This window comes from Methylobacterium isbiliense (assembly GCF_022179325.1).
Classification (GTDB): domain Bacteria; phylum Pseudomonadota; class Alphaproteobacteria; order Rhizobiales; family Beijerinckiaceae; genus Methylobacterium; species Methylobacterium isbiliense.
Genome location: NZ_BPQQ01000018.1, coordinates 146729 through 166781, shown reverse-complemented (window position 1 = coordinate 166781; position 20053 = coordinate 146729). Strand labels below are relative to the sequence as shown.

16 protein-coding genes are annotated in these 20053 nt (G+C 74.4%); 8 read left to right on the top strand and 8 right to left on the bottom strand.

Annotated features, from left to right (window positions below):
• Positions 1–84: 84 nt before the first annotated feature.
• Together MFF61_RS08795 and MFF61_RS08790 are read right to left on the bottom strand one after the other, a co-directional pair.
• On the bottom strand, positions 85–1506 hold the full coding sequence (locus tag MFF61_RS08795) for a UdgX family uracil-DNA binding protein (protein ID WP_238234713.1): 1422 nt from the start codon (positions 1504–1506) through the stop codon (positions 85–87).
• 4 nt (positions 1507–1510) lie between these two features.
• Positions 1511–2761 carry a putative DNA modification/repair radical SAM protein gene (locus MFF61_RS08790; RefSeq protein ID WP_238234712.1) on the bottom strand — a complete coding sequence of 417 codons (1251 nt, stop codon included), beginning with the start codon at positions 2759–2761 and terminating at the stop codon, positions 1511–1513.
• Between the two features lie 174 nt (positions 2762–2935).
• On the opposite strand from MFF61_RS08790, the gene MFF61_RS08785 reads away from it, so the two are divergent.
• On the top strand, positions 2936–3148 hold the full coding sequence (locus tag MFF61_RS08785; RefSeq protein WP_238234711.1) for a hypothetical protein: 213 nt from the start codon (positions 2936–2938) through the stop codon (positions 3146–3148).
• A 140-nt stretch (positions 3149–3288) separates the two neighbouring features.
• On the top strand, positions 3289–4593 hold the full coding sequence (locus MFF61_RS08780; protein WP_238234710.1) for a Gfo/Idh/MocA family protein: 1305 nt from the start codon (positions 3289–3291) through the stop codon (positions 4591–4593).
• 67 nt (positions 4594–4660) lie between these two features.
• On the opposite strand, the gene hpxZ is transcribed toward MFF61_RS08780, so the two are convergent.
• Genes hpxZ through MFF61_RS08765 form a run of 3 tightly spaced genes read right to left on the bottom strand, consistent with a single transcriptional unit; the run spans position 4661 to position 6659 of the window.
• On the bottom strand, positions 4661–5056 hold the full coding sequence (gene hpxZ / locus MFF61_RS08775) for an oxalurate catabolism protein HpxZ (RefSeq protein ID WP_238234709.1): 396 nt from the start codon (positions 5054–5056) through the stop codon (positions 4661–4663).
• A gap of 11 nt (positions 5057–5067) precedes the next feature.
• Complete coding sequence (locus MFF61_RS08770) at positions 5068–6459, bottom strand: AtzE family amidohydrolase (protein ID WP_238234708.1); 1392 nt, start codon at positions 6457–6459, stop codon at positions 5068–5070.
• Positions 6456–6659: a DUF4089 domain-containing protein gene (locus MFF61_RS08765; RefSeq protein WP_238234707.1), complete on the bottom strand. Its 204-nt coding sequence runs from the start codon at positions 6657–6659 to the stop codon at positions 6456–6458. The genes MFF61_RS08770 and MFF61_RS08765 overlap by 4 nt, the downstream gene beginning before the upstream one ends.
• A gap of 225 nt (positions 6660–6884) precedes the next feature.
• On the opposite strand from MFF61_RS08765, the gene atzD reads away from it, so the two are divergent.
• Positions 6885–7979: a cyanuric acid amidohydrolase gene (atzD, locus tag MFF61_RS08760; protein WP_238234706.1), complete on the top strand. Its 1095-nt coding sequence runs from the start codon at positions 6885–6887 to the stop codon at positions 7977–7979.
• Between the two features lie 7 nt (positions 7980–7986).
• Here the strand turns inward: atzD and MFF61_RS08755 are convergent, their stop codons facing one another.
• On the bottom strand, positions 7987–9633 hold the full coding sequence (locus MFF61_RS08755; RefSeq protein ID WP_238234705.1) for a GMC family oxidoreductase: 1647 nt from the start codon (positions 9631–9633) through the stop codon (positions 7987–7989).
• Between the two features lie 261 nt (positions 9634–9894).
• On the opposite strand from MFF61_RS08755, the gene MFF61_RS08750 reads away from it, so the two are divergent.
• The 5 genes from MFF61_RS08750 (at position 9895) to MFF61_RS08730 (ending at position 18224) form a co-directional block, all read left to right on the top strand.
• Positions 9895–11463: a tannase/feruloyl esterase family alpha/beta hydrolase gene (locus MFF61_RS08750; protein ID WP_238234704.1), complete on the top strand. Its 1569-nt coding sequence runs from the start codon at positions 9895–9897 to the stop codon at positions 11461–11463.
• 329 nt (positions 11464–11792) lie between these two features.
• Positions 11793–12872 carry a methyl-accepting chemotaxis protein gene (locus MFF61_RS08745; RefSeq protein ID WP_238234703.1) on the top strand — a complete coding sequence of 360 codons (1080 nt, stop codon included), beginning with the start codon at positions 11793–11795 and terminating at the stop codon, positions 12870–12872.
• Between the two features lie 120 nt (positions 12873–12992).
• Positions 12993–14105: a DUF2252 family protein gene (locus MFF61_RS08740; RefSeq protein ID WP_238234702.1), complete on the top strand. Its 1113-nt coding sequence runs from the start codon at positions 12993–12995 to the stop codon at positions 14103–14105.
• 398 nt (positions 14106–14503) lie between these two features.
• Positions 14504–17167: an ATP-binding cassette domain-containing protein gene (locus MFF61_RS08735; protein WP_238234701.1), complete on the top strand. Its 2664-nt coding sequence runs from the start codon at positions 14504–14506 to the stop codon at positions 17165–17167.
• Between the two features lie 178 nt (positions 17168–17345).
• Positions 17346–18224 carry an MBL fold metallo-hydrolase gene (locus MFF61_RS08730; protein WP_238234700.1) on the top strand — a complete coding sequence of 293 codons (879 nt, stop codon included), beginning with the start codon at positions 17346–17348 and terminating at the stop codon, positions 18222–18224.
• Between the two features lie 24 nt (positions 18225–18248).
• On the opposite strand, the gene MFF61_RS08725 is transcribed toward MFF61_RS08730, so the two are convergent.
• Positions 18249–19283 carry a nickel/cobalt transporter gene (locus MFF61_RS08725; protein ID WP_373324658.1) on the bottom strand — a complete coding sequence of 345 codons (1035 nt, stop codon included), beginning with the start codon at positions 19281–19283 and terminating at the stop codon, positions 18249–18251.
• Positions 19274–19945, bottom strand: a complete 672-nt coding sequence (locus MFF61_RS08720) for a DUF1007 family protein (protein ID WP_444543592.1) — start codon at positions 19943–19945, stop codon at positions 19274–19276. The genes MFF61_RS08725 and MFF61_RS08720 overlap by 10 nt, the downstream gene beginning before the upstream one ends.
• Positions 19946–20053 lie beyond the last annotated feature (108 nt).

Below are 20053 nucleotides of genomic sequence, written 5' to 3'. Positions count from 1 at the left end.
GCGGCCTCCCCTTCCCCGTGCGGGAGACGGATGCCGGACACGGCCCGCGTCACGTCGAAGACGCTCGTCCGCCCGTCCTGAGCCTCACCCCCGCACCTCCTCCGCCAGCGCCCGCACGCGGCGCAGGTCGTCCACGAACTGCCCGTAGGCGTCCGTCTGGGCCGCCTCCGGCAGGCGCAGCAGGTAGGAGGGGTGGACGGTGATGAAGCCTTGGTACGGCTTCCCGTCGAACCGGGCCGGACCGCGCGCGCGGGTGATCGGCACGCTGCGGCCCGTGAGCGCCAGCACCGCGGTGGCGCCGAGCGCCACCACGAGCCGGGGCCCGACGAAGCCGAGTTCGCGGTCGAGCCACCAGCGGTAATGCGCCACCTCGCCCGCGCTGGGCTTCTGGTGGATGCGCCGCTTGCCCCGCTCCTCGAACTTGAAGTGCTTGACCGCATTCGTCAGGTAGGCCTGTGCGCGGTCGAGCCCGGCCTCCGCCAGGGCGCGCGAGAGAAGCTGGCCCGCGGGCCCCACGAAGGGGCGCCCCTGCCGGTCCTCCTGGTCGCCCGGCTGCTCGCCCACGAAGGCGATCGGGGCGCCGATCGGTCCCTCGCCCGGCACAGCCTGCGTCGCCCCCGGCACCAGCGGCTCGGAGCGCCGGATCAGGGCGTTGAGGTCGGAAAGGCTCGCGGGCTCCTGCGCGCTCATGGCGGCGAGCGCCCGGGCCGGCACCCGCTTGAGCGGCGCCTGGGCCTCCCGCTCGATCATCTCCGCCACGCGCGCGCTCGCGCCCCGCACCAGGAGGGGGATCGCCGCCGCCTCCGGCAGGTTGCGCCAGTACTTCTTCGGCATCTCGGCGCGCATCGCGGCCGGGTTGGTGCGGGCCGGGTTGAAGGTGCTGGCGTAGTAGGCGCACCAGCCGGCCTCGAACGGGTCGGAGGCGGGCGCGTCCTCGCGCCGCCCGGGCGGCCCGAAATCGAGCCGGCTCCCGTCCCAGTGGGCCGAGCCGTCGGGCGTCAGGATCGCCCAGTCGAAGGAGGGGAAGCGCTCGACGAAGAAGGGCGCGGCAGCGGCCAGGATGTGGTGGTCGGGCTCGAACCACGCGACGAAGCGCTCGCGGGCTCCGGCCGCGCCGGCCCGGCGGAAGCGCAGGAAGGCGTGCATCTTGTGCAGGTCGCGCGCCACCGCCTTGCGCATCCGCGCCAGGCGATGGACGAGCGGGTCGCTCGCGACCTCCAGGAGGTGCCGCTCGCCCCGCAGCACCCGCCAGATCAGGCCGTAGAGCAGGGCGAAGCGCTCGGGATCGCGGTGCTGCACCACGCCCGCGATCAGCTCCGCCACCGGACGCGGCAGGGGGAGCGGGGCGGCGCCGGCCGCGTCCTCCCGGTCCGCGAACAGGGCGGGCGCGTCCCCTTGCGTCCACGTCACCGCCTCGGGCGGAATGTCGTCCGCGGCGAGCCGCCGCGCAGCGGCGCGGAAGCCCGCGAGATCCGCCCCCGGGGCGAGATGCACGGCGCGCCGCATCCGCTCAGCCGAACAGGGCGAGCTGCCGCGGCGGCTCGATGGGCCGCGGCGCCTCGCCGAGCCGCGGCGGTTCGGCGAGGCGCGCGCGCAGGTCGAGGCGGTCGGTGAGCCGGGTGGGCGCGTGGTCGGCGGCGACCAGGAACGGCCGCGCCCGCTTCAGCCCAGAGGTGAGGCGGGAGAGATCGGCGAGTCCCAGCCGGGTGTGGCGGCGCGCCGCCACGATCCGGTCCACCGCCCGCACGCCCAGCCCCGGCACCCGCAGCAGCATCTCCCGGTCGGCCCGGTTCACGTCGACGGGGAAGCGCCCGCGGTGCTTGAGCGCCCAGGCGAGCTTCGGGTCGACGTCGAGGGCGAGCATGCCGGCCTCGGCCGCCTCGGCCACGTCGTCGGCGGAGAACTCGTAGTACCGCAGCAGCCAGTCGGCTTGGTAGAGCCGGTGCTCGCGCTGCAGCGGCGGCGGCTTCGCGGGCAGGATCGCGGCGGCATCCGGGATCGGGCTGAAGGCGGAGTAGTAGATCCGCTTGAGCGCGTGGGTGTGGTAGAGGCTGGCGCTGGTGCGGATCAGCGACACGTCCGTGCTCGCATCCGCCCCCACGATCACCTGCGTCGACTGGCCCGCGGGCGCGAAGCGGCGGCGCTCGTCCTTCGCCTGCGCGATGCGCTCGCGCATCTGCCCCATCGCCGCCTGAATCGCCGCACCGTCCTTCTCCGGCGCCAGCCGCTCCAGGCTCGCCTCGGTGGGCAGTTCGAGGTTGATCGACAGCCGGTCGGCGAACAGGCCCGCCTGCTCGATCAGCCAGGGGCTCGCCTCGGGGATCGTCTTCAGGTGGATGTAGCCGCGAAAGCCGTGCTGCCGGCGCAGGCCCTTCGCCACCCGGATCATCTGCTCCATCGTGTGGTCGGGCGAGCGGATGATGCCGGAGGAGAGAAACAGCCCCTCGATGGTGTTGCGCTTGTAGAACTCCACTGTGAGGGTGATGACCTCCTCCACGCTGAACGTCGCCCGCCTGACGTTCGACGAGCGCCGGTTCACGCAATAGGCGCAGTCGAACAGGCAGTAGTTGGTGAGCAGGATCTTGAGCAGCGACACGCAACGCCCGTCCGGCGTGTAGGCGTGGCAGATGCCCGCGCCCGTGGTCGAGCCGAGCCCGCCCGGCGGCGCCTTGCGCCGCGGCCCCCCGGAGGAGGCGCAGGAGGCGTCGTACTTCGCGGCATCGGCCAGGATGGTGAGCTTCTTCGCCAATCGATCGTCCATGCCCGGCAGGATGGCAAATGTTCCTGTTTTGTTCAATGCGGCAAGACGCCTGGACCGGCCCCTGCCCGGGCGGAACATGCTCCCGGCCCGGCCGTTGTGGTGTTGCTTGGAAGAATTCCAATCTCTCACCCGCGCGGGCGTTCGCGTCCCGCCCGAACTCGGACGGAGGACTCGATGGCGAGCCAGGACACCGGGGCGGCCTGCCGCACCTGCCGCTACTACGACACCCACAAGCTCAACGCCGGCAGCCCGCAGGGCGACGAGGGGCTTTGCCGGTTCAACCCGCCGGTGAGCCAGCCGGAGCCCCAGGGTCACGGCCTGTGGCCGGTGGTGTCCGCCTCGGATTGGTGCGGTCACTACTCGCCCGAGATGATGGCCGGCGAGTGAGACTCGGCGCGGCGGGTCCCGGGACCCGCCGCGCGCCCTTGCGCCCCCCTTGCGCGCCCCTTGCGCGCCCGCCGCGGCGGAACCCCGGTTGCCGGGGCACGTTCGGAAGCGATCTCCCTTCACGACACCGGGCGAGGCGCATGCCGGACGACCTGACCCTTCTCTCACGCAGGACCCTGATGCTCGCAGGCGGCGCCACCCTGGCGGCGATGGGAACGGCCGAGGCCGCAGGCCCGTCCGGATCGTCCGGCGCGCAGGTCGACACCGGCCGGGTCGAGAACGGGCGGGTGACCTTTCCCAACTGGCGCGGCCCCTCCGACCGCCCGTCGGCCCCGCCTCCGGCTCCCCTGCCGCCGGACAAGCGCGTCGGCTTCGCGGTGGTGGGCCTCGGGCGCCTCTCCCTGGAAGAGCTCCTCCCGGCCTTCGGTCAGACCCGCAAGGCGCGGCTCGCGGCCCTGATGTCGGGCACGCCCGACAAGGCGCGGCTCGTGGCGGCCCAGTACGGCGTGCGGCCGGAGGCGGTGTACGGCTACGACGGCTGGGATGCGCTGGCGAAGAACCCCGACGTGCAGGCGGTCTACATCGTCACGCCGAACGGGCTGCACCGCGACCACGTGCTCGCGGCGGCGGGCGCCGGCAAGCACGTGCTGTGCGAGAAGCCGATGGCGAATTCGGCCGCCGAAGCCCGCGCGATGATCGACGCCTGCGCCACGGCCGGCGTGAAGCTGATGATCGCCTATCGCTGCCAGTACGAGCCCTACAACCGCGAGGTGGTGAAGCTCGTCCGCTCGGGACGGTACGGGCGCGCCAAGCTGGTCGAGGCCGTCAACACCCAGACCATGAGCCTGCCCGAGCAGTGGCGGATGCGTCAGGCGCTGGCGGGCGGCGGCGCGCTGCCGGATATCGGCCTCTACTGCCTCAACGGCGTGCGGGCGCTCACCGGCGAGGAGCCGGTCTCGGTCCAGGCGCAGATCCAGTCGGCGGACGATCCGCTCTACCGCGAGGTGGAGGAGACCGTGGCCTTCACGCTGCGCTTCCCCTCCGGCCTGATCGCGCAATGCGCCACGAGCTACGGCACCCACGAGACCCGCTCCCTCAAGGTGCAGGCGGAGGGCGGCGGAATCGACCTCCAGAACGCCTTCGCGTACGAGGGCCAGCGGCTGATCCTGCACCATCGCGAGGGCCGCGCGGAGGCGCGCGAGGAGCGCGCCCTGGCGGCGCACGACCAGTTCGCCCTCGAGATCGATCACATGGCCTCCTGCATCCTGGAGAACCGCACGCCCCGCACGCCGGGCGAGGAGGGGCTGCAGGACCAGATCCTGATGGAGGCGATCTACGAGGCGGCCCGCACCGGCGCCACCGTCGCCCTGAAGCCGCCGGAGCGCACGGTCCAGAAGGGGCCCCTCGACGTCACCCGCGGCCCGGAGCCGGAGGAGGCGGGCTGATCGCCTGGTGCCCGGAGCGGAGGCCGCGCCGCATCGCCGGCCTCCGGTCCGGGCATGGCGCCCCCGGTCACGGGCCGTCGGGCGGCTCCGGGATGACGCTGACATGGGCCGCCACGACCTTCCAGCCGTCCGGGAAGCGGCGCCAGGTCTGGCTCTGGCGCCCGACGCGGCCCGGCTGGCCTTCGCGGTGGAAGAGCGTCATGGCGGTGGCCATGTCGCGCCCGTGCGTGGTGATGACCGTGTGCGACAGGGTGCGCGCGAGGCCGACCGGCGAGCGCGCCCGCCGGAAGGCCCGGATCGCGTCCATGCCGTAGAGGTTCTCGCCCCCGCCGTACCGGATGGTGCGGGGATCGTCCCAGAACAGGGCCTCCAGGGTCGGCACGTCGTTGCCGACCAGGGCCGCCTCGTAGGCCGCGAAGGCCGCCTCGACCTCGGCCCGCACCGCGGGATCGTCGGTCTCCATCACATCCTCCCTCAATCGAGCCGCGCTACCGGGGCCGCGGCCACGCCTGCCGCCTCCAGCGCCCGCGCCACGCGCAGCGCCCGGTCCTCCCGCCAGGGCGCGGCGATCACCTGCACGCCGAGCGGCAGGCCCTCGTCCGGCCGGACCGGCACCGCCGCCACCGGCAGGCCGATGAAGGAGATCGGCTGGGTGAACACGCCGATGTTGGGCCGCAGCGGCATCGCCACCCCGTCGAGGACGAGCGTGGTCTCGCCGCCGCGCGGCGCCCGGCAGGGCGTGGCGGGGGCGAGGATCACGTCGACGGAGGCGAAGACCTCGGCCACAGCCCGCGCGTACCAGCGCCGGAACCGCTGCGCCCGCTCGACCAGGGCGGCGGGGATCAGCGCGCCCGCGATCAGCCGGTCGCGCACCGCCGGGTCGAAGTCGGCGGGCCGCGCCCGCAGGCGCTCGAGGTGGAGGGCGGCGCCCTCGGCGGCCGAGATGACGTAGGCCGCCGCCCGCGCCCGGGCCGCCTCCGGGATCTCCACCGTGGCCGTGACGCCGAGGGCGGCCGCCGCGCGGGCCACGGCCGCGAACGCCTCCGGGTCGCCGCCGCGCGCGAAGTAGCCGCCGGCCACCGCGATGCGCAGGCCCGCCGCGCCGGCCTCCAGCACCGCCGCCACGGGCTCGGCCGGGCGCTTCGTCGCCACCGGGTCGTCGGGGTCGGGTCCCTGCATCGCGTCGTAGGCGAGCGCGAGGTCGCGGGTGCTGCGGGCGAGCGGCCCGAGATGGTCGAAGCTGCCGACGAACGGGAAGCTGCCGGCGCGCGAGAGGCGGCCATAGGTGGGCTTGAGGCCGAACACGCCGCAGAAGGCGCTCGGCACCCGGATCGACCCGTTGGTGTCCGAGCCGAGGGTCAGCGGCACGAAGCCGGCGGCGAGCGCCGCCCCCGACCCGCCCGAGGACCCGCCGCTCATGTGGCGCAGGTCGTGCGGGTTGCGGCTCGGCCCGTCGTGGATGTTCTCGCCGGTGAAGTCGTAGGCGTACTCGCCCATGTTGAGGGCGCCGACGAGGACCGCGCCGGCCGCCTCCAGGCGGCGCACCAGGATCGCGTCGCGGCGGGCCGGGGGGCGCTCGCGGTTGATCTTGGAGCCCGCGCGGGTCGGCAGCCCCTCGACGTCGAACAGGTTCTTGACCGCGAAGGGCACGCCCGCGAGGGGGCCGGCCGGCTCGCCCCGGTCGAGCGCCGCGTCGAGGGCGTCCGCCCGCGCCAGCGCCCGCTCCGCCGTCACGTCCGTGAAGGCGCCGACCCGGGCATCGAGGGCGGCGATGCGCGCCAGGGCGGCCGCCACGGCGTCGCGGGCCCGGAGGGTGCGTGCGGCGACGCCCGCCGCGATCTCGGCGGCGGTGAGGGCCGGGCTCACGGCGCGGCCTCGAAGACCGGGGCGGCCTCGAGCTCGTCCGGCAGCGGCTCGGAGAGCGCCCGCCCGGCGGCGGCCAGGATCGCGCCGAGATGCCCGACGACCCCGTCGCGCCACGCCGGATCGACGGTGAGGCCGAGCAGCGGCGCGGCGGCATCCACGTAGGCGCCGATCGCGTCGGCGGAGGGCTGGGTCTCGGGCAAGGTCCGGCTCCGTGGGGTCAGGGTGGCAGGCCCACCAGCAAAGCTCGGGCCGGACGGCCATGCAAGCCGCGCAGGCCCGGTGCAGGGTCCGGACGCGCCGGGCGGCCCCCGGCCTCGTCGACGCTTGATCTGAGCCGGTACGGCGGCTTGGCGGGACAAGCCGGTCCGGCGATCCTGGCACGCCGGTTGCCCGCCGCGGCGCAGCCACACCCGGGAGGACAGCCCATGCCCCGCCGCACCGAGATCCTGCGCCTGCCGATGGCGGCGCCCGACGACGTCTCGGCCCTCGCCGCGGCCCTGGAGGCGGGCCGCCTCGCGCCGGAGGCGGTGGTGGCGGTCTTCGCCAAGACCGAGGGCAACGGCTGCGTCAACGACTTCACCCGCCCGTTCGCCGTGCACGCGCTGCGTGCCCTGTTCGCACCGCACCTCTCCGAGGCGGCGCTCGCGCGGATCGCCCTGGTGATGTCGGGGGGCACCGAGGGCGGGCTGTCGCCGCATTGGCTCGTGGTCAGCGTAGCCGAGGCCGCCGGCCCCGGCCCGGCGCTCGCGGTGGGGCAGGCGCGCACGCCGGTGCTGGCGGCGGAGGATCTCGGGCGGCGCGCGCAGGTGCGGATGGTGGCGGCGGGCGTGCGCGCCGCGATGACGGAGGCCGGTCTCGCGCCCGACGAGGTCCATTACGTGCAGGTGAAGTGCCCGCTCCTCACCTCCGAGCGGATCGGTGCGGCGCTCGCCCGCGGCGCGGTGCCGGCCACCCGCGACACGCTGAAGTCGATGGGCCTGTCGCGCGGCGCCTCGGCGCTCGGCGCCGCCCTGGCGCTGGGCGAGGTGGGGGAGGAGGCCATCCCGGACGCGGTGGCGGAGGCCCCTTCCGGCCTGTTCGCGCGGCGCTGCGGCGCCTCGGCGGGGGTCGAACTCCTCGACCACGAGATCGTGGTGATGGGCATGTCCCCGGACTGGACCGGGCCGCTCGTCATCGACCACGCGGTGATGGCCGACGCCATCGACGTGCCCCCCGTCGCCGCCTGCCTCGCGCGGCTGGGGCTCGCCGGGCCGGGCGGCTTCGTGGACGAGGCCGGCCGCGCCCGGCTCGCCGCCGTGCTCGCCAAGGCCGAAGCCTCCTCGGACGGGCTGATCCGCGGCCGGCGCCACACCATGCTCACCGATTCCGACATCAGCTCCACCCGCCACGCCCGCGGCTTCGTGGCGGGCGCGCTCGCCGGGCTCACCGGGATGACGGACCTGTTCGTGTCCGGCGGCGCCGAGCACCAGGGGCCGGATGGCGGCGGACCCGTCGCGGTGATCGCGCGGCGGGAGGGCTGAGGGCGCGTCAGCCGGCGCGGGCATCCTCCAGGATCATCGCCGCCCCCTTCTCGGCCAGCATGATCGTCGGCGAGTTGGTGTTGCCCGAGGTGATGCGCGGCATCGCCGAGGCGTCGACCACGCGCAGGCCCCGCACGCCGCGCACGCGCAGCCGCGCATCGAGCACCGCGCCGGCCTCGTGGTCCGGCCCCATGCGGGCGGTGCCGACCGGGTGGAAGATGGTGGTGCCGAGGTCGCCCGCCGCCTTGAGCAGGTCCGCGTCGCTGACGATGCCGGGTCCCGGCAGATACTCTTCCGGCCGGTAGCGGGCGAGCGGGGCCTGGGCGACGATGCGGCGCGTGAGCTTCAGGGCGTCCACCGCCACCCGGCGGTCCTCCTCGGTCGCGAGGTAGTTGGGGCGGATGGCGGGCGGGGCGGCGGGGTCGGGGCTCGCCGCGTGGATGCTGCCGCGGCTCGACGGGCGCAGGTTGCAGACGCTCGCCGTGAAGGCCCCGAACGGGTGCAGGCCCTCCCCCCACTTGTCCAGCGAGAGGGGCTGGAAGTGGTATTCGAGGTTGGCGGTGGCGTAGTCCGGCGAGGACTTGGCGAAGACGCCGACCTGGCTCGGCGCCATGGTGAGCGGCCCGGTGCGGAACAGCGCGTACTCGATCCCCATCCAGCCGCGCTTGAGCAGGTTGGCGTAGGTCAGGTTGAGGGTCGGCACCCCGGTCACCTTGTAGACCGGACGGATCTGCAGATGGTCCTGCAGGTTCTCGCCGACCCCGGGCGCGTGATGCGCCACGGCGAGGCCCAGTTCCCGCAGGCGCTCCCCGTCGCCGATGCCCGAGAGTTCGAGGAGCTTCGGCGAGGCGACGGCGCCGGCCGAGAGCAGCACCTCGCCGTTCGCCCGCGCGAGGTAGCGCCGGCCGCCGCGCTCGAATACCACGCCCGCCGCGCGGCCCTCCTCGATCAGCACCCGCTCGACGTGGACGCCGGTCTCGAGCCGCAGGTTCTGGCGCGTCAGCGCCGGCTTGAGGAAGCCGCGCGCCGCGCTCCAGCGCCGGCCCCGGCGCTGGTTGACCTGGAAGTAGGACGAGCCCTCGTTGTCGCCGGTGTTGAAGTCCGGGATCTTGCGGATGCCGGCGGCTTCCGCGGCGTCGCGGATCGCGTCGAGGATCGCCCAGCGGATGCGCGGCGGCTCGACCCGCCACTCGCCGCCCGAGCGGTGGAACTCGTTCGGGGGCGCAATGTGGTCCTCGTGCTTGAGGAAATAGGGCAGCACGTCGTCCCAGCCCCAGCCCTCCAGGCCGAGTTGCCGCCAGCCGTCGTAGTCGGCGGCCTGACCCCGCATGTAGATCATGGCGTTGATGGCCGAGGAGCCGCCGATGACCTTGCCGCGCGGATAGGCGAGCGCCCGCCCGTTGAGGCCCGCCTCGGGTTGCGTGGTGAAGAGCCAGTCCGCGCGCTTGTTGCCGATGGCGAACAGGTAGCCGGCCGGGATGTGGAACCAGATCCAGTTGTCGCGCCCGCCCGCCTCCAGCACCAGGACCTTGTGGCGCGGATCGGCCGAGAGGCGGTTGGCGAGCACGCAGCCCGCCGAGCCCGCCCCCACCACGATGTAGTCGTAGGACCCGAACGCCTCGGGCGCCGCGCCCGCGTGACCCGCTCCGGCCATCCCTGCTCCGGCCATGCTTCCTCCCGTGGCATCCTTCATTGGTGAGGGTGTGTAGCGCAAACCCGGCGGCAGGACAGCCGTGCCGCGCCGAGACGCCCTCATGACCGAGAATCATCGCCCGGTCGGATCGCGCTTCGAATCCTTTGAGGGTGGCGTTCGTGGATGCGCAGGAGAGCGACACGCGCGCCCGAGGGAGCGCATCGACTCGGCGGGCTTCCCTTCCTATGCTCACGCTCAAGCATGAGACCGGGAGGATGCCGCGTGATCTCGAAGCCCTGGCTGGCCGCCGTCGCGCTCGCCCTCGCCTCAGGTCCCGCCCTGGCGGACGGCCCCTGCAAGGGCCTCGCGGACCTCAGGATCGAGTCCGTCAACCTCCACTCCGCCGCCGAGGTGCCGGCCGCCGGCGACCTCCCGGGCTATTGCCGGGTGCTGGCGACGCTGCGCCCGGCCACCAGCATCGAGGTGCGGCTGCCGCTGCGGGGCTGGAACGGCAAGCTCTACCAAGTCGGCTGCGGCGGCTTCTGCGGACTGCTCAACTCCGACGCGGCGGGCTTCACCAACGCGGCGAATTTCGGCCTGCGGCGCGGCTACGCGGCCGCGACGATGGATGGCGGCCACTGGGGCACGAGCGTCGTGGACGGGCGCTGGGCGATGAACAACCCGGTGGCCCAGGCCGATTGGGGCACGCGCTCGGTCACCGAGACCGCGCGGGTCGCGAAGGTCCTGGTGAAGGCGTTCTACGGCGAGCCCCAGCGCAAGGCCTATTTCGCGGGCTGCTCCACCGGCGGGCGCATGGCCGCCATGGAGGCGTTGCGCTTCCCCAAGGATTTCGACGGCATCGTCGCGGGGGCGCCAGCCCTCGACTATACGGGCCTCGTCGCCACCAGCTTCGCCTGGGTCGCCAAGGCCAATATGGGGCCGAACGGGCAGCCGATCCTGTCCTCGGCCAAGCTCAAGCGGGTGGCCGAGGCGGTCACCGCCGCCTGCGCGTCCGGGCAGGACGCCCGCATCGGCCTCGTCGCCGATCCGCGCGCCTGCGGCTTCTCGCCCGCCGCCCTGCGCTGCCAGGGGCCCGAGACGCCCGAGTGCCTGAGCGAGGCCGAGATCGGGGTGATCGAGAAATGGTATGCCGGCCCGAGCGACGCGGCCGGCCGCCGGCTCTATCCGGGCGGGGTTCCCAAGGGCTCGGAGGTGCACTGGCCGCGCTGGCTCACGGGTGCGGGCAACGCCCCGCCGCTGCTGCCGCTCTTCGCCCGGGACTTCCTGCGCTACATGGCCTTCCAGCCCGCGGCCGGCCCCGCCTTCCAGGTGGCCGATTTCGACTTCGAGACCGACCCGGCCCGCACCGCCGTGATGGCGCCGGTCTACAACGCCGCGACCTTCAACCCCGGCACCGGCAAGCTGACCCTGGCGGGGGACCTCTCGGCCTTCCGGCAGGCGGGGGGCAAGCTCCTGCTCTATCACGGCTGGGCCGATCCCCTGGTCGTCCCGGGCCTCACCGTCGCCTTCTACGAGGCGCTGGCCGAGCGCGAGGGCGGCTACGACCGCCTCCGCGAGACCGCGAGGCTGTTCATGGTGCCGGGCATGGACCATTGCGGCATCGGCACGGAGGGACCCGGCATCAGCGACACCGGCATCGATCCGCTCACCGCGCTGGAGCGCTGGGTGGAGGGCGGCGAGGCGCCCGACAGCCTCGTCGCCACCAAGACCGCCGCCCCCGGCGGACCCGCGCTGTGGTCGCGCCCCGTCTGCCCCTATCCGCAGGTCGCCCGCCACGACGGCAGCGGCGATCCGGCGGTGGCCGCGAGCTATACCTGCGCTGCGCCCTGAGGTTCGGGGCCGCATCCACGCGCCGGAACCGATGACGACGGCCATCGGCGCGCACGTCCAAGATCGCCAGGTACACAATACTCGATGTATTTTCGACCAGTACCCAAGAACCGTCCGGCACAACCCATCAACGATCCGAACCCCTGCAGCGATTAGGCAACCTAACGCTCGCTCGCATCGGCTTTCTATCGGTCATCCGCAAGATCGCGGATGAACTAAGCCGGTCGGCATCACGGAATATATCTACCGGCAACTCGTCAGAAAATTCAGGATTTTGTAAGAACAAAGGGCAAAATCTAACGGCCTCGATTGACGGAACGAGGGCGGCGATGCTCGTGCGGGCTCACAAGGTTGACCATGATGGCGGCGAGCGGCCGTCCCTGAGCGTCGTCGCGGGCGAGACCGAGACGGTGCGCCGGATCGTCTCGGACAAGACCCGGTCGATCCATGCGGTCACCGCGCAGGTGAAGATGCTGGCCCTGAACGCGCTCATCGAGGCGGCGCGGGCCGGGGAGCAGGGCCGCGGCTTCTCGGTCGTGGCGCAGGAGGTCCGGGCGGTCGGCGCACAGGTCGAGAGCATCGCCGCCTCCCTCGAAGCCGAACTCGCCGGACGCATCACCGGCCTCCAGGGCATGATGCGCCGCCTCGCCGAGACGGCCCAGGGCGAGCGGATGGTGGACCTCGCCCTCAACGCCGTCGAACTCATCGACCGCAATCTCTACGAGCGGACCTGCGACGTGCGCTGGTGGGCCACCGACCCGGCCATCGTCGCCTGCGCGGCGGCGCCGGATGCGGACCGGGCCGCCTATGCGAGCGAGCGGCTCGGCGTGATCCTGTCCGCCTACACGGTCTATCTCGATCTCTGGCTCTGCGACGCCGCGGGCGTGGTGGTGGCCAACGGCCGCCCGGACCGGTTCCCGGGGGTCGTGGGGGCGAGCGTCGCGGGCGAGGACTGGTTCCGGCGCGCCGCGGCGCTGCCGAACGGCGATGCCTACGTGGCCGCCGAGGTGGCGGCGCGCCCTCTCCTCGGCGGCGCCCAGGCGGCAACCTACTGCGCCGGGGTGCGGGAGGGGGGCCGGGCGGACGGACGACCGCTCGGCGTGCTGGCGATCCATTTCGACTGGGAGCCGCAGGCCCGCGCCATCGTGTCGGGCGTGCGGGTCGCGCCGGAGGACCGCGAGCGCACCCGGGTGCTGATCGTCGATGCGGCCGGCCGGGTGCTCGCCGCCTCGGACGGGCGCGGCACGCTCGCCGAGACGCTGGCCCTCGATCCGCGCCAGCGCAGCGGCGGCTACGACACCGACCCGCGCACCGGCACGGTCACGGCCTTCCACCGCACGCCGGGCTACGAGACCTATGCGGGCCTCGGCTGGTCCGGGGTGATCGTGCAGGCGCCGGCCGGCGGCTGATCCCCAGCTGCGGGCGGTGGGAGGAGACTCGCCGCCCCTTGCGTCATCCCGTCCTGCCCGTGTCTCATGGCGGCGCGCCCGCACGGGGCGATGGCAAGGGGCGATGGCCAGGAGGACGGCATGGGTCGGCACGGGGCGGGACGCCACGGCGAGGCGGCGAGCTTCGAGGAGGAGACGAGCGCCTACCTCGACTGGGCGCAGACCTACTGCAAGCTCCGGGACCGGGACCTCGCGCGCAAGCAGGAGAAGATGCGCGAGAGCCCCTTCGCGTTCCTGCGCGGCACGTTCTACCGCTGGCATCACCACTTCGCGGCCGTGGCCGACCAAATCCGCTTCGCCCCCGGGCTGCTGGTGGTCGGCGACACCCACCTGGAGAATTTCGGAACCTGGCGCGACGCCGAGGGGCGCCTCGTCTGGGGCGTCAACGACGTCGACGAGGCGGCGGTCCTGCCCTTCACGAGCGACCTCGTGCGGCTCGCCGCGAGCGCCACGCTCGAAGCCGAGAGCGCGGGATTCCATCTCGGCGCCGACGAGGCGGTGGACGCGATCCTGGAGGGTTACGCCGCGCATCTGCGCTTCGGCCCCGAGCCGTTCATCCTGGAGGACCGGCACGCGTGGCTGCGCGACCTCGCGACGGCCAACGGCGCCGAGGCGCGCGAGCACTGGCGCAAGCTGCTGCAGCAGAAGGCGGTGGAGCCCGACCGGGTGCCGGAGCCGGCGCTCACGCTCCTGCGCGAGAGCCTGCCGAAGGGCGCCCGCGAGATCCGCTTCTTCCGCCGCCAGGCGGGAGTCGGCAGCCTCGGGCGTCCGCGCTTCGCGGCGGTGGCCGAGTGGCAGGGCGGCCTCGTCGCGCGCGAGGCGAAGGCCGCCCTGCCCTCGGCGGTGCATGCCGGCGCGTCCGGGCGCCTCGACCCGATCGCCGAGGCGCGGGCGCTTCTCGCCGCGGCCTGCCGGGCGCCGGACCCGGCCTTCCGCCTCGCCGAGGGCTGGGTGGTGCGGCGCCTTTCGCCCGAGGCCCGCAAGGTCGAGATCGACGAGATCGAGAACCTCGCCGGCCAGCGCCAGATCCTGCACGCGATGGGGCGCGAACTCGCCAACGTGCATCTCGGCACGGCCAAGGGCCCGGGGCCGCTGCGCGCCTACCTCGAGGCGCTGCCCGACCCGTGGCTGCGCGACGCCGCCCGGGACGCTGCCCGCCGCGTGCGGGAGGATTACGACGCCTTCATCGCCTGAGCGCGCCGCGGGAGCCCGAGGCGGCCCGGCTTTTCCCTGGCGCGCCGATCCGTTAAGCCTGCGGCCGGGATCAGGCCGGCGTCTCGGGGCGTGGCACGTAGACCCCCCTCTCCCGGGTGGGAGCGGGGCAGGGGTGAGGATGGAACGCTGCCGCTTTGGGACGCAGAGCAGCGTGCGGAGAGCGGGCACGCGTCCGATCGCGCACGAACGGCGGTGCCGGTTGCCGTGACGTCGCGCGTCGTCCTGCACACCTGTCCCTCAGCCCGGTCCCTCGCCCAGCCGGGAGAGCGGTTCCTGCGCCTCGACCGCCCCCATCGCGCGATCCCCGAGCCGTGGACCACGCCGGGCGGCGGAACAGGATAGAGGCAGGACAGGATCGAGGCAGGACAGGATCGAGGATGGAGCGCGATCCCATCGTCTTCGCGTGGCGCAGCGCCCCGCGCCAGCACGCCGCGGCCATCGCGGCCGCCCTCGTCCTCGGCGGCCCCCTGGTCGGGCTCGGGCTGGCGCTGGTGCGCGACCTCGTGGACGAACTCCTGGCCGTCGCGGATCCGGGCCGGGCGAGCCTGCGCCTGCTGCACATCGCCCTGCCGCTGCCCGAGCGGCTCGGCGGGACCGCGACGCTGCTGCCGGGCTGGCACGTCAGCGAGGAGGGGATGACGTTGTGGGCGGTGGGGGGCTTGGCGGTCGTCGCGCTCCTGCTGGCCGGCCTCGGCTTCGCGGTGGCGCGCCTGTGCTTCGCCGCGCAGGGGCGCGCCGTCGAGCGCCTGCGGCAGGTGGCGGCGGAGGCGATCCTGCGTTCGGGGCCGGCCGGCCGCGAGGAGGCGCGCGCGATGGCCACCCAGGTGGGCGAGGGCCTGCGGGCGGTCGACGGGCTGTTCGCGGCCGGGCTCCTCGTGCCGGCGCTGGCCGGCGGAGCGGTGATGCTGGCACTCCTCGTGGCCGCCGCCGCGGCCCCGCGGCTCGTGCCGGCGGTGGCGGTGAGCATCGTGGCGGCCGCCCTCGCCCGCGCCCTGCTGATCGCCCGGGTGAACCGCCAGACCGATCAGCGCCGCCAGGAGAGCGCCGCGATCGAGAAGGCGCTCGGCGATCTCGTGCGCCGGCTTTCGGCCGTGCGGGCGCACGGCACGGCCGCGTTCGAGCGCGCCCGCCTCGGGCATGCGGCCGCGGCAGCCGGGCGGCGCCTCGCCGCCGCGGAGGCCGCCCTCGCCCGCGCCCGCGCGCCGGCGCTCGCCCTCGTCGTCCTCCTGCCGGCGACCGTGCTCGCCACCGCCCTCTGGCACGACGACCGGAGCATGCCGGTCACGGCGGGCGAACTCGCCTCGGCCTTCGGCAGCCTCGCGCTCGCCGCGAGCCTGCTCGCGCTCTGGCTGCGTCAGAACGAGCGGCGCAAGGCAGCCCTGCCGGCCTTCCGGGAGATCGGCCGCACCGCCGCGGCCCTGGCCGCGCGGGCCCGCGGGGTCGGGCGCGGCGCGGCCACGGCCCGCCTGCCCGCGCAGGGACCGATCGTGCTCGCGGGCGTGGCCGCCTACGATCCGGCCTCCGGCGAGCGCCTGACCGGGGTCGATCTCGCGCTGACGATGCCGGGCCACGTGGCGATCCTGGGCGGGCGCGGCAGCGGCGGGCGGGTGCTCGCCGCGCTCCTCGCCGGCCAGCTCGAACCGACCGCCGGGCGGGTGACCTACGACGGCACCGACCTGCGCGCCTTCGATCCCTCCGAGCGGGCCCGCCGCATCGCCTTCGCGGGGGACGAGCCGGTGCTGATGGCCGGCAGCCTTTTGCAGAACCTGCTCTACGGCGACCTCGCCTTCGCGGACGGGTCGAGCCCCGATCCGGACGCCGCCCCACCCCCGGGGCTCCATCTCGAAGAGCGGCTCCTGGAGGCGCTCACCGTCACGGGGCTCGACCGCCTCGTGGTGGCGCGGGGCCTCGCGAGCCTCGTCGCCCCGACCATCGACCCCGACACCGCGGCGGCGATCGTGGCGACGCGGGAGGCCTTGCGGGCGGCGCTGGCGGCCGAAGGCGCCGCGCACCTGATCGAGCCCTTCGATCCCCACCGCTACAACGCGCAGGCCACGGTCGGCGAGAACATCCTGTTCGGCGAGCCGGTCGGGAGCGCCTTCGCGCAGGCGCGGCTCGCCAGCCATCCCTTCACCCGCGCGGTGCTGGAGGCTGAGGGCCTGACGCGGCCGATGATCGAGATGGGCCTGTCCATCGCGCGCGCCACCGTCGAGATCTTCGCCGACCTGCCCGACGATCACCCGCTCTTCGACGCCTTCTCGCTGTTTCCGGCGGCGGAGCGGGGCTTCTTCGAGGATCTCGTCGCCCGCCAGCCCGAGGCGACGGGCTGGCGCCGGGGCGCGGCCGGCCAGCGCGACCGTGCCCGGCTGATCGGGCTCGCCCTGCGCTACAGCGAGACGCGCCACCGCTTCGGCCTCATCGACGCGGCCTTCGAGGCCCGCCTCGTGGGCGCCCGGCGCACCTTCGCGGCCCTGCTGCCGGCCTCCCTGCGCGCGGCCGTCGAGTTCTACGACCCGTCCCGGGTCACGGTGGCGGCGAGCCTGGAGGAGAACCTGCTGTTCGGCCGCATCGCCGGCGCGGAGGCCGGGGCGGGCACGCGGGTACGGGCGGTGATGCAGCGCGTGCTCACGGAGCGGGGCCTGGAGCGCACGGTCTTCCGCTTCGGCCTCGCCGCCCGGGTCGATCCCCGGGCGGCCGAGAGCGGGCTCGGCGCGCGGGAGGGGGCGCTCACGCCGGCCGAGCGCAGCGCCATCGACGTCGCGCGCTGCCTCGTGCGCCAGCCCGACATCCTGGTGGCGGGCCTCGCCCTCGACGAGCGCAGCCCCGTCGAGATCCGGGCCGGCCTCGCCCGCCTGCGCGCGGCCAGGGCCGGGCGCGGCCTCGTCGTCTGCCTGCCCGACGCGGTCAGCCTGCCGCCCGACCTGCCGTTCGACACCGTGCTGCGGGCGGTGCGCAACACCGTGGAGGTGGTGCCCCCCGCCGAGGCAGGGAACCGCGCCGGGGAGCCCGTCGTTCGTGAGGAAGCAAGCGCGTGGACGTGATCGCGGTTGCGACAGGAGTCGCGTCCGGAATGCTGCGCCCCGCGCGGGGTCGCCAGTCTGTCCCGGGTGTGGCATATTTGCCCCCCGCAAATCCCGAAATCAGAGACGGGACCGGAACCAGGGGCGTCCTGTGCGCCGCCGCACATTCTTTCGCGCCAAACCGGATCACCGTGCCGGCATGACAATGAAGGGTCTCTCTGCGCCAAACGACCTGACGATCAGGTTCTGGGGCGTCCGCGGGTCCACCTGCACCTCGGGTCCGAACTTCGTGGAGTTCGGGGGTCATACGCCGTGCGTGGAAGTGCGCTGCGGCGAGCGACTGTTCGTGATCGATGCCGGCACCGGCATCCACGCCTTCGGCGCGCATCACGGCCAGAACCTGCCCAAGCGGATCGACCTCCTCTTCAGTCACCTCCACCTCGACCACGTTACCGGACTCGCTTTCTGCAAGCCGGCGGTGCTGGACCGCGAGCGCGAGATCCACACCTATTGCGGCAACCTCGACGGGGCGAGCGCCGCGGAGGCGCTGGATCGCCTGTTCGCGCCGCCGCTCTTCCCCATCACCCTCGACATGATCCCGGCGCGCTTCGTTCATCACGGCTTCCGCTCGGGCGAGACCCTGCACTTCTCGGACGGGGTCGCGGTGGACACGCTGCCGCTGCGCCACCCGCAGGGCGCCACCGGCTACCGCTTCCGCCATGCAGGCCGAACCGCCTGCTACATCAGCGACATCGAGCACGGGGAGGTCTGGCCCGAACCCGACCTGCTGCACTTCGTGCGCGGCGCCGACCTCGTGATGTTCGACGGGATGTTCACGGAGGGCGAGTATCCGGCCTGCCGCGGCTGGGGCCACTCGACGTGGCAGAAGGGCGTGGACCTCTGCCGCGCCGCCGATGTGCGCCAGCTCGGCATCGTCCACCACTATCCCCAGCACAGCGACGCGCTGCTGCGCGATCTCGAACAGCAGCTCCAGGCCGCGATGCCGACCGCCTTCCTGGCCCGCGAGCGGCAGGAGGTGGTGCTCCCCGCCAGGGCGCGCGTTCCCGAACCGGCCTGATCCGGCGCGCGCCCGGCGCAGGCCTCAGGCGATGCCGGCGGCGTAGCCGGCGAGCAGCGCCAGCCCGAGCGCCAGCACGAACGCCGCGGCGACGAGTTCGAGGCCGGCCACCGCGACCGCGCCGGCGACGCCCCGCCCGCCGGCCAGCCGCAGCGCCAGCGCCTTGGCGAACACCGCCAGGGAGGCGAGCGCGCCGGTGGTGAGCGCGGTGCCGAGCGCCATCGCCAGCGTCGCGAGCACGCCGGCCCAGACGACGCCCTGCGAGAGCGCGAACACCAGCACCAGCACCGCGCCCGCGCAGGGGCGGATGCCGGCGGCGAGCACCACGCCCGCCCGCTCGCGCCACGTGGAGAGCCGGGCGACCCGCTCCGCATCGGTGAGGGCGGCGTGGCCGCAATCCGGGCCGCAGGCGGCCTGCGCGCCGCCGGTGAGGAGGCCTGCCAGGGCGCCGGCCTTGCGCCACGTCACCGCGAGGCCGAGCAGGGCCACGCAGGCGAAGCCCGCGCTCTCGATCCAGCGGCCGGCCTCCGTCAGCCCCGAGGCGGTGAGGCGAAGGACGGCCGCCCCGACACCCACGAGCGCGAGCGCCACGCCCGCCTGCAGCAGCGCCGCCGCGACGCTCAAGGAGAAGCCCCGCGCCAGCGCCTTCTCGCCCGCCACGATGTAGCCGGCGATCACCGCCTTGCCGTGCCCCGGCCCGGCGGCGTGGATCACCCCGTAGGCGAAGCCGAGCCCGGCGAGGATCCCGTAGCCCCCCTCCCCCGCCCGCAGCGCCGAGACGGCGGATTGCAGGCTGCGCGAGAAGCCGGCCTGGAGCGCGAGGAGCCACGCCCCGAACCCGCCCGCGCCCGAGGGCGCCGCCTCGCGCAGCCCCATGCCGAAGGGCGAGCGGGGCGGAGCCGCGGCCACGGGCGCCACGAGGAGCGCGAGCCCGGCGATGAGGCCGGCCGCGCAGGCGAGCGCCGCGAGCGCGAGGGCGAGCCGCAGCAGGGCGCCGCCCGGCTGCAGGCCGGGCGACGAGGCGGGCGGGAGGGCGCTCGCGCGCAGCCTCACGAGCACGAGACCACGATCCGGTTGGCGAACTGCGCGCCGTAGGACGAGGCGGCGGTCAGCGCCGCGAAGAAGGATTCGGACATGGCCTGGGCCGGGGCGGCCTTGCTGCGCTGCACCTCCGGCTTGCAGGTGGCCGGTGCCCCCACCAGGGTGGCGGCTTGGCCCTCCGCGAGCGTGAAGTCGACGAAGACGGTCGGGTCGAACACTTCGAGCACGGCCGCGCCGCGGCCCGGCTCCTTCAGGGGCAGGGTGAAGTGCAGGGTGAGCCGCCCGTCCGCGTAGGTCATGGCGGGAGAGGCGGGCGGGCCGAAATCCTGCTTGCGGCCGTCGAGCTTCAGGCGGGTGAAATAGCCCTGGTCGGCGAGGTTCTCGGTGTTGTCGCGGGCGAGCGCGGCCAGCGCCTCGGGGGCCGGGGCGCCCTCGCCGAGGCCCTGCACCGCGAAGGCCGAATAGGAGGGATCGAAGGTCCAGGCATGGCGCACCGCGGTGACGCGGCCGTCCGGCGCATAGTGGATCTCCGCCCGGGTGGTGATCCAGACATGCGGGTGGGCGCGCGCCGGCAGGGCCCCGGCGCATCCGAGGATCAGGGCGGCCCCGAGGAGGGCCGCGGGCCGCGGGCGCGCCGCGGGGCGGGGGGAGCGGTGATGGATCATGGCCGTGCGCGGCACGCTCGCCTCTCGTGGTTAACCGATCGTGAAGGCTCACGGGCGCCAGACTAGAGCGCCTCGCGCCATCCGCGAAGGTGCCACTGCGCGACGGCGCCCCGCCGCGATTGC

Bases quoted from the DNA above. Each gene is read 5' to 3' on its own strand.
- MFF61_RS08795 (WP_238234713.1), bottom strand. From the start codon at position 1,506: ATGCGGCGCGCCGTGCATCTCGCCCCGGGGGCGGATCTCGCGGGCTTC.
- MFF61_RS08790 (WP_238234712.1), bottom strand. From the start codon at position 2,761: ATGGACGATCGATTGGCGAAGAAGCTCACCATCCTGGCCGATGCCGCG.
- MFF61_RS08785 (WP_238234711.1), top strand. From the start codon at position 2,936: ATGGCGAGCCAGGACACCGGGGCGGCCTGCCGCACCTGCCGCTACTAC.
- MFF61_RS08780 (WP_238234710.1), top strand. From the start codon at position 3,289: ATGCCGGACGACCTGACCCTTCTCTCACGCAGGACCCTGATGCTCGCA.
- hpxZ (WP_238234709.1), bottom strand. From the start codon at position 5,056: ATGGAGACCGACGATCCCGCGGTGCGGGCCGAGGTCGAGGCGGCCTTC.
- atzD (WP_238234706.1), top strand. From the start codon at position 6,885: ATGCCCCGCCGCACCGAGATCCTGCGCCTGCCGATGGCGGCGCCCGAC.
- MFF61_RS08755 (WP_238234705.1), bottom strand. From the start codon at position 9,633: ATGGCCGGAGCGGGTCACGCGGGCGCGGCGCCCGAGGCGTTCGGGTCC.
- MFF61_RS08745 (WP_238234703.1), top strand. From the start codon at position 11,793: ATGCTCGTGCGGGCTCACAAGGTTGACCATGATGGCGGCGAGCGGCCG.
- MFF61_RS08740 (WP_238234702.1), top strand. From the start codon at position 12,993: ATGGGTCGGCACGGGGCGGGACGCCACGGCGAGGCGGCGAGCTTCGAG.
- MFF61_RS08735 (WP_238234701.1), top strand. From the start codon at position 14,504: ATGGAGCGCGATCCCATCGTCTTCGCGTGGCGCAGCGCCCCGCGCCAG.
- MFF61_RS08730 (WP_238234700.1), top strand. From the start codon at position 17,346: ATGACAATGAAGGGTCTCTCTGCGCCAAACGACCTGACGATCAGGTTC.